We start from the raw sequence: 8,936 nt of genomic DNA on the forward strand, positions 1-8,936 counted from the left end.
AGGGGAATTTCTATAGTGAAATATCATGATCATTTTGGGCGTCCACTTGTAGCAATAACTGGTGCAGGCATTGTCACATCACTGGGGCAAGGGAAACATGAAAATTGGCAAAAATTAACAAGCGGTGTAAGTGGTATCCACAAAATAACACGTTTTCCCGTTGAGGGATTAAATACATATATTGCTGGAACAATTGATTTTCTTAAAGAAAGTACACTTGGTGCTTCAGCTCTCTCTGAGAAGCTTGCACATCTTTCTGCTGAAGAAGCTTTAGAACAAGCTGCTATTGATAAAAAAAATTTTAATGGACCACTCTTTCTAGCTGCTCCTCCTGTTGAACTTGAATGGAAAGCACGTTTTAGTCTTGATCAAGAGGAAGAATTCAATAATGAGCCTTCTTATGCACATCTTCTTAAAGTCTGTAAGGATAAACTCCATGAGACGCTTTTTGAATCCACACAATTTGGTGCAATTGCAGAAAAACTTCAAAAAACATTTGGCACAAAAGGACTTCCTGTTACACTTTCCACTGCCTGTGCATCTGGTGCAACAGCAATTCAATTAGGTGTTGAGTCTATTAGACGGAGAGAGACAAATAGAGCTCTCATAATTGCGACAGATGGATCAGTTTCAGCAGAATCTCTTATTCGTTTTTCGCTACTATCTGCTCTTTCAACTCAGAATGAGCCTCCAGAAAAAGCAGCAAAACCCTTTAGCCGTGATCGAGATGGTTTTGTTATGGCAGAAGGCTCAGGCGCTCTTGTTCTTGAATCTCTTCAAAGCGCATTAAACCGTAATGCTACAGTTTTAGGAATTTTAGCTGGCTGTGGAGAAACCGCCGATGACTTTCACCGTACACGTTCAAAACCCGATGCATCACCAGCAATTGAATCCGTTCGCAAAGCTTTAGACGATGCAAAAATAACCATCAATGAAATTGACTATATTAATGCCCACGGAACTTCAACACCTGAAAATGAGAAAATGGAATATCTTGCATTATCAACAGTATTCGGTGATCTTTTAGAGCATATTCCTGTCTCTTCTAATAAATCAATGATTGGGCATACATTAACTGCTGCTGGTGCAATAGAAGCGGTTTTTTCGCTTTTAACCATTCAATCGGGAATACTTCCACCGACAATAAATTATGATAATCCTGACCCTACTATCCCTTTAGATGTTGTTCCTCATCATAGCCGTAAGTCCTGTGTCAATGCGGTTTTGTCAAACTCATTTGGATTTGGTGGTCAAAATATGAGTCTTGTTATCACTGCATATAAAGGATAATCCTTTAATAATAAAATTTTATAACGCTAACCAATAATATATTTAAGGGGGATGATAATGCGTGCACTGAAACTCTTCGATGATCGTCGGCTTGAAATCACCAATATTTCCCCGCCATCTTCACCTAGTATAGGTGAAGTAACTGTGCGGATAAAAGCCGTTGCTCTTAATCATATTGATGTATGGGGATGGCGTGGCATGGCTTTTGCGAAAAGAAAAATGCCACTCATCATTGGTGCAGAAGCCTCTGGTGAGGTTATACAAATAGGAGATGGCGTTGAACATCTCCAACTTGGACAGATTGTCTCAATTTATGGTGCACAAACCTGCGGAGTATGCCAAGCTTGTCATGAAGGACGGGATAATCTTTGCAGTAATGTAAAGGGAGTCTATGGTTTTCACCTTGATGGATTTGCGTGTGAGCTTGTCAATTTGCCAGCACGTTTATTAGTTCCATCACCTCCCCAATGTGATGAATTGCAAGCAGCAGTTGCTCCAATTACTTTTGGTACCGTAGAACATATGCTTTTCGATAACGCAAAACTACAAGCAGGAGAAACAATCCTGGTACAGGCTGGTGGCTCAGGTATTGGTTCTGCAGCCATTCAACTTGCAAAACACATGGGCTGTACAGTTATCACAACTGTAGGTTCAGATGAAAAAATTGCAAAAGCGCACTCTCTTGGGGCAGATCATGTGATTAATTATCGTAAAGATCGTTTTGAAGGTGTAGTGCGTAAATTAACCCAAAAAAAAGGTGTTGATGTTGTTTTTGAGCATGTTGGTGTCGATACATGGAACGGTTCTCTGTTATGTATGAAAAAAGGAGCACGCTTAGTGACTTGCGGTTCTACCTCTGGTGTTTCAGCACCAATAAATCTCATGCAATTATTCCAGCAACAGCTCAAGATATTCGGTTCATTTGGCTGCCGTATGGAAAATATGAAAAATGCCATGCAAAAAATGGCACAAAAAGCCGTACACCCTGTCATTGATACAATTGTTGGGCTGGATGAAATTGATACAGCTTTAAAACGAATGGAGAGTCGTGATGTTTTTGGTAAAATTATCCTTAAAATCGATTAAATCATGATGAAGCTTTCTCTTAAAAATCTCATATATCGTATTAAAATTATAGCTAAAAAAATATCCTACTTGTTATGGGCATATCTACTCTTTGGTTCTTTATTTATTCTAAAATGTTTTCCAGCCAAAATGGGAATTTCTTTTTTTGCTTGGTTAGCAAAAAAAATTGGTCCCCTTGTACATCGTCATCAAATCACACTTGCAAACCTTAGGAGTGCATATCCAGAAAAAACAGAGCAAGAACTCCGTGCGATTGCAATAGAAATGTGGGAAAATATAGGACGTTTCCTAGCTGAATATATTTTTCTTGATAAAATTTTTGATTTTGATCCTCATGCAGACGAGCCAGGTTTCATTGAGGTTAAAGGCATTGAAATATTTGAGCGATTAAAAAATGAAAAAAAACCACATATTTTTTTCACCGCACATACTGGCAATTTTGAACTTCTGCCTATTTGTGCACAAAGTTTTGATCTTAATGTTACGGTATTATTTAGACCACCCAATAATCCCTATGTTGCCAAACGAATCCTTAAAGCACGACAAACTTCTATGGGACATCTTGTTCCCTCCAAGGCCGGTGCAGCATGGGCATTAGCAGCCAAATTAGAAGAAGGTGAAAATGTTGGTATGCTCGTTGATCAAAAATTTCGCCGCGGTATCATGGGAACATTTTTTAACAGACCTCTTAAAACAAACCCCTTAATTATAAAACTTGCTCGACAATATGACTGTGATATTTATCCAGCACGTTGTATTCGTTTGCCTAGTGGACGTCATCGTTTAGAGTTATATGAACATGTAGAACTTCCACGTGATGAAAAAAATGATATCGATATAGCTGCTTCTACGCAAAAATTAAATGATATTGTTGAATCTTGGGTCCGTGAATATCCTGGACAATGGATGTGGTTACATAGACGTTGGGACATCTAACATAAGCTCTATTGCTTACAAAGGAAGTGCAAAATGTTAGCCTCAAAAGATATCAGAGATCTCACTACAATTATCACTGCATTACGAAACTCTGATAATGGTTGTATCTGGCATAAAAAACAAACTTTTGAATCCCTCATACCCTATATGCTCGAAGAAGTTTACGAAGTCATCGATGCCATTGAACGAAAAAATCGAAAGGATCTCTGTGAAGAACTTGGGGATCTTCTTTTACAAGTTGTCTATCATGCTACCATAGCACAAGAAGAAGGCAGCTTTACTTTTGAAGATGTTGTTTATGCAATCACGGAAAAAATGATTCGACGCCATCCTCATGTTTTTGGAAATGCCGAGCAAAAAAAACGAGGATTTATAAAAGAGGAGTGGGAATATATAAAAAAAAGAGAACAGGTTGAACAAAAAAGAATGTGCGAAGAAAAAAACAACAATTCCTCCACAAGCATACTCGCAACAGTAAAACAAATCCAGCCAGCAAACCAAGAGGCACTTGCTTTACAAGAAGCAGCAGCTAAAGTAGGTTTTGATTGGCAAAAAAGTGATAAAGTTTTTGAAAAAATAGAAGAAGAACTGGAAGAGCTCAAAGAAGCCATCAAAAGTAAACAAAACTCAGAAATAGAAGCAGAGTTTGGAGATCTCTACTTTATACTTCTTAATCTCGCGCGCCACTTAGCGATTGATTCACAAAAAGCATTAAAAAAAACGAATATAAAATTTCGAAATCGTTTCGCCTATATTGAAGAAAAGCTATCCACTCAATCTAAAACACTCACTGACGCATCCTTGAATGAAATGGAAGCACTTTGGAAGCAAGCTAAAAATGAACGATAAAAAATAGTAGATTTCTTCTACCTAAAAGAACAAGCCCCTCTAAAATTACTAAATTATAATTTAGCTCAGCTCAATTTGTTTTATATTGATCCTGCGTAGCAGGACGAAGTTCCACCGATTCGCCACACCCGCATGCTGAAACTTGATTAGGATTTTTAAAGACAAAACCAGACCGCAACGTTGTCACTTCATAATCCATCTGCGTTCCTAATAAAAATAATACCGCATCATGTGCTACAAAAACACGGGCACCATTCACTTCAACAACATCCGCAGCTATCCCCTTTTCTTTGACAAGAGTAATTGTATACTCCATCCCTGCACAACCACCTTTTTTGATACCAACAAGAATACCCTGTGCATCTTTTGCATCCATAATCGCTTTAACACGATCCACTGCTGCTTGCGTCAAATTTATTACCGAAAAACGGCTCATAGTTTACTCTTTTCTTAGTTCAATAGACACTTTGAAAGTTTTTCCTCTATAATATTTTATCTGATCTTTTAGAAAAAAAACGAAACATAAATTAAAGCATTCTGACCTTGTTTATTTGGATAAAAATACATACCCGTAAAATGAGATTTGTAATTATACAATCCAGAACTTACAATTTTTTATCCACATAAAATGCAAAATACCTCATCTATAAAACTCTAAAAAAACGAAACTTTTCAAAACCATACATTCACTCCTCTTCTTTTGAAAATCCTTATCTTTTTAGAAAAGTAACGATTAGGTAAGAAAACAATATACCTTCCGCACTCATTTGCTCCAATTCATACCCCTAAAGTCACCAATCTTACCCCCCTCCTCACAATCTCAAAAGTAATTAAATGCATACATCTATTAACTATAAAGCTAAAAATTTAATGATCACAAAGAATTTTACAAATTCGTTATTTATCTTGAATTAACAACAAAATATTGATGTCCAAAATTTTTACTTTCAAAAGCTCTAAGTGCAAAAGCATTTTAGATTTTATTCTGTTTATTTTTTCTCTTGCCTTTAAAGAAACAGTCATTTAATCGTTTTACACGAACTCGGAGCGTAGCGCAGCTTGGTAGCGCACTTGACTGGGGGTCAAGGGGTCGTGGGTTCAAATCCCGCCGCTCCGACCATTTTTAAAATGCTATAAAATAAGCTTACTTAAAAAGTGAATTATTATGCATTTCAATTGCACACACATGATTTTTTTCTTCAACGTAGAATAATGTGCAATGATATTTTATCATAAATTCGAGATAAGCTGTTTTATTAAAATGCGCTTCGTTCTTAGGAAAACACATACGAAACGCGAGACCTTTTGCCTCGCGTTTTTTATTCTTCAGAAAAATTTATAATTATCCGATCTCATATTTTCTAAATTTTCTTTACACGATAACGTCGCTGTTATCATTTTTTGTAATGGATGGTGACATCTGTACGGTTATCTTTTTGGGTTTTAATTCAGCTGGCATTTCCCTTTTAAGCTGAATATGAAGAAGCCCATCTCCAAGTTCTGCCCCAATAACCTTAACATGATCAGCCAAATGAAAACGCCGTTCAAAAGCACGCGAAGCAATACCTCGATAAAGGAATTCTCGCTCTTCATCATCATTTTTAGACTTTCTGTCTCCCTTAACGATCAGCTGGTTACAATGCGTTTCAATATCAATTTCATCTTGAGAAAAACCAGCAACAGCCATAGAAATTCTATAAGAATCTTCAGTTAAACGCTCGATATTATAAGGGGGATAAGAAGAAACTTCGTCTGGTTGTGTTCTAGAATCAAACCAGTTAAAAAGATGATCAAAACCTACTGTGGAACGATAAAATGGTGAAAAATCTACTTGACGCATAATATTGCCCTCCTCTAGAGCGACTATAATTTATAATTAATTCACAAAGTTCCCACATGGCAAACTTACTTGTGAACCTGCGGCCCCATCATGGCAACCGCACTATATTATCTAGTAATCGTTTTTCTTTATTTCAACTCTTTGGGACCTAAATTGATAAAAACTATCTAAAAAGCAATATACCCCTTTTTTAATCCTCTTTCTTCATTACATAAATGTCAAAGCACTAAACGGCAAATACACTGTAAAGGATTTCAATTGGAAACACCTCTTTATCCCATAGACTGGGGTTCCACTTCTCTTAATATCCATCATGATACTCTTAAAATAGCAATAGATCACGAAATTCGTTTTGCTATAACATATCCTGAGGTGGAAAAATCTAAGGGAACAATTGTTATTCTCAAAAGCTACGCAAATACTTTAGAAAAATATTTTTTATTAATGAATGAAATTTCTAAACGCGGTTTTCATACAGCAATACTTGACTGCTTTGATCAAGAAAAAATATCCTTCAAGATAAGAAAACAAAGTCGACATCATTGTTTTGATATAAATAATGATATTAATGACTTATATAAATTTCTTAAAAATATTGTTTATCCTAATTATCCGCCGCCTTACTCTATGCTCACCTATGGCATAGGTGGATTGATAGCACTTAGCGGATTAGATCTCATTAATCATCAGTTTAATAGATTGCTCTGTGTTTCTCCTCTTTTTGCTCCATTCGGCAATAAAACGAATAGTTTTCAACATAAATTAACACAATTTCTTTCTGATATAGGTCTTGGCTTTATACCAGTGAAAGATGGGAAAAAATTAAACAAGACAAAACAAAAAAATATACAATTGGGACACATACATAAAGTGCCGCTCCCTTCCATTAAGCCCCCAACATCCCAATGGATGGCTTCAGTATTTAATGCGATTGATTCTATGAAGAGAAATGTACTTCATGGAAATTTACGAATCCCAACACTCTTTATTCTTGCCAATCAAAACAATATTGCAAACAACATTGAAGTGCGGCAATTATGCCAACACACACGTTTAACAGAAAGTATTACTATTACAGGCGCTGAACTGGATACAATTATGGTTAACGAAGATTATAAAAAACAATTTTGGGCTGCATTTGATGCCTTTATTCCCGATAATATATCTGTAAAATAACACTAAACCTTAATTTCCGCTCCACCCCATCAAAAAAGAAAATTTCTACGAGCATTGAATCTACAAACACTTTTAAATATAATAGTTTTTTCTTTCCAACCACTCATATGATTCGTTTTCTAGCCTTTACAGGCAAGCCATGACCTAAATATTCACCACGCATTCTAATAAAAAAACTATTTATATAAATAAAAATAATAAATCTATCTTAATATAACATGATACATATTTACAAATAAAGCATCAAAATACTATTTTTGATCTGTTATTAAGTGATAATTTAATATTATATCTAGGAAAACAATAGTTTTCATCTATTTAAGGAAAAAAATGGAAATAAAGCGCATTTATAATATTTATTACAAATCTCTATAAAAACAAATAACTATAAAATTTCTATTTCTTAGGAGAACTTTTTAAAAACAATAAATTAACATAATATTCTTCTAATTTCTCGATATATGAAAACCCTACAATAACGATTTTCATAAGTTTTTTAATGGAATTCTGATAATAATCAGTAACTTTAAAAGAAAAGATAGTAATGAATCATCTTAGTAGTTTTAGAGAACCCCTTCTTTTTTCAAAATCACATATATTTCGAATTTAACCAACTCACAACGAATATGCTGTATTTTGAATCAGAATGTAAGAATTAACCATTTTGCCATTCATTTCAATTATGAGCCTTTTACCATCTTTTTTATAAATACTCTATATTGTATAATTGATGCGGCAAAACTCTGACAAATGGAGCCATTGGAATATAATCATGAAACGAATCCTGCTCGCAGAAGATGATAACGATATGCGTCGCTTTCTCGTAAAAGCCCTAGAACGTGCAGGCTACGAAGTCGCCGATTTCGATAATGGTATTAGCGCATATGAACGTTTACAAGAAGAGCCATTTTCCCTTCTCCTGACTGATATTGTGATGCCAGAGATGGACGGAATCGAACTTGCACGACGTGCTACTGAGATTGACCCCGATTTACGAGTAATGTTCATTACGGGTTTTGCAGCGGTAGCACTCAATTCAAATAGTGATGCCCCTCCTGATGCAAAGGTTCTCTCTAAGCCATTTCACTTACGTGAACTCGTCAATGAAGTTGAAAAGATCCTTATCGCTGCTTAAAAAGTATTTTTTAAAGTTATTTGCATCTGTTGAAAGAGAAAATAAAATTAGGCATTGACGTTTGGCATTCTATATGGTGTATGCAACATCAATGAATGGGCGTGTAGCTCAGCGGGAGAGCACTACGTTGACATCGTAGGGGTCACAGGTTCAATCCCTGTCACGCCCACCATTGCATTTTATATCAACAATAATTTATTGATTTTACATATGTTTTTTTAAGTGAGGGATACCTTAATAAAGTTAAGGGAATAGGATTTTCTAACATTTCTCTATAAAGCACGCTTCGCACAATGTTTCTAATGTTTCTTTGAAGTCTGCTAACGCTTCTTGATGTAAGCCATCTAAAAGTCTCATAAACGCAACAACAGTTTCACGTTGCAACGAAGTAGAAGGCTTTATGATGATGCTTTTTCGACAAGAATAGGCTTCTTTTTTTAAGAGAGAAGCCTTCTCTTTATCTAAACCATAAAGCTCTATGATCTTTTCCTCCAGTCCTACAGGAACAGATTTTTTGCCAATCTCGACAGAAGATAAAAATGCTACAGATATGTCTAATTTCTTAGCCATATCTAAGAGGCGTTCGGAGTGATCAATGCGAAGTTTCCGTAAAATTTTACCAAA

The 8,936-nt window shown here is 35.6% G+C and carries 9 protein-coding genes and 2 tRNA genes; 8 read left to right on the forward strand and 3 right to left on the reverse strand.

Annotated features, from left to right (window positions below):
- Window positions 1-15: 15 nt before the first annotated feature.
- From ACFIME_RS01965 to mazG, 4 genes are read left to right on the forward strand one after another with little or no spacing between them, the layout of a single operon-like run.
- A complete protein-coding gene (locus ACFIME_RS01965; protein WP_375613071.1) occupies window positions 16-1,290 on the forward strand; it encodes a beta-ketoacyl-ACP synthase in 1,275 nt (424 codons plus the stop codon).
- 57 nt (window positions 1,291-1,347) lie between these two features.
- Window positions 1,348-2,376, forward strand: a complete 1,029-nt coding sequence (locus ACFIME_RS01970; RefSeq protein ID WP_375633158.1) for a zinc-binding dehydrogenase — start codon at window positions 1,348-1,350, stop codon at window positions 2,374-2,376.
- A 6-nt stretch (window positions 2,377-2,382) separates the two neighbouring features.
- Window positions 2,383-3,312 (forward strand): lipid A biosynthesis lauroyl acyltransferase, encoded by a 930-nt coding sequence (locus tag ACFIME_RS01975; protein WP_273791402.1) that lies wholly within the window; start codon window positions 2,383-2,385, stop codon window positions 3,310-3,312.
- A gap of 33 nt (window positions 3,313-3,345) precedes the next feature.
- The gene (mazG, locus tag ACFIME_RS01980; protein ID WP_375633159.1) at window positions 3,346-4,161 is read left to right on the forward strand and encodes a nucleoside triphosphate pyrophosphohydrolase; all 816 of its coding nucleotides are present in this window, start codon (window positions 3,346-3,348) and stop codon (window positions 4,159-4,161) included.
- A 70-nt stretch (window positions 4,162-4,231) separates the two neighbouring features.
- Here mazG and ACFIME_RS01985 read toward each other — a convergent pair whose 3' ends face one another.
- Entirely contained in the window at window positions 4,232-4,597 is a 366-nt protein-coding gene (locus tag ACFIME_RS01985) for an iron-sulfur cluster assembly accessory protein (RefSeq protein ID WP_375633160.1), read from the reverse strand.
- 607 nt (window positions 4,598-5,204) lie between these two features.
- Between ACFIME_RS01985 and ACFIME_RS01990 the strand changes: the two genes are divergently transcribed.
- Window positions 5,205-5,281, forward strand: a tRNA-Pro gene (locus ACFIME_RS01990).
- Window positions 5,282-5,533: 252 nt separating this feature from the next.
- Here ACFIME_RS01990 and ACFIME_RS01995 read toward each other — a convergent pair.
- Window positions 5,534-6,001, reverse strand: coding sequence for an Hsp20 family protein (locus tag ACFIME_RS01995; protein WP_375613075.1), 468 nt, complete (start codon window positions 5,999-6,001; stop codon window positions 5,534-5,536).
- Between the two features lie 258 nt (window positions 6,002-6,259).
- Between ACFIME_RS01995 and ACFIME_RS02000 the strand changes: the two genes are divergently transcribed.
- The 3 genes from ACFIME_RS02000 (at window position 6,260) to ACFIME_RS02010 (ending at window position 8,484) form a co-directional block, all read left to right on the forward strand.
- A complete protein-coding gene (locus ACFIME_RS02000) occupies window positions 6,260-7,177 on the forward strand; it encodes a serine aminopeptidase domain-containing protein (protein WP_375662140.1) in 918 nt (305 codons plus the stop codon).
- A gap of 772 nt (window positions 7,178-7,949) precedes the next feature.
- Window positions 7,950-8,312 carry a cell cycle two-component system response regulator CpdR gene (gene cpdR / locus ACFIME_RS02005; protein WP_005773448.1) on the forward strand — a complete coding sequence of 121 codons (363 nt, stop codon included), beginning with the start codon at window positions 7,950-7,952 and terminating at the stop codon, window positions 8,310-8,312.
- A gap of 97 nt (window positions 8,313-8,409) precedes the next feature.
- Window positions 8,410-8,484, forward strand: a tRNA-Val gene (locus ACFIME_RS02010).
- Between the two features lie 89 nt (window positions 8,485-8,573).
- Here ACFIME_RS02010 and ACFIME_RS02015 read toward each other — a convergent pair.
- Window positions 8,574-8,936 (reverse strand): helix-turn-helix domain-containing protein (locus ACFIME_RS02015; RefSeq protein ID WP_375684406.1); only part of this gene is annotated, 363 nt, incomplete at its 5' end.

The sequence above is a fragment of the Bartonella sp. AP1QHHD genome (assembly GCF_042196265.1).
Classification (GTDB): Bacteria; Pseudomonadota; Alphaproteobacteria; order Rhizobiales; family Rhizobiaceae; genus Bartonella.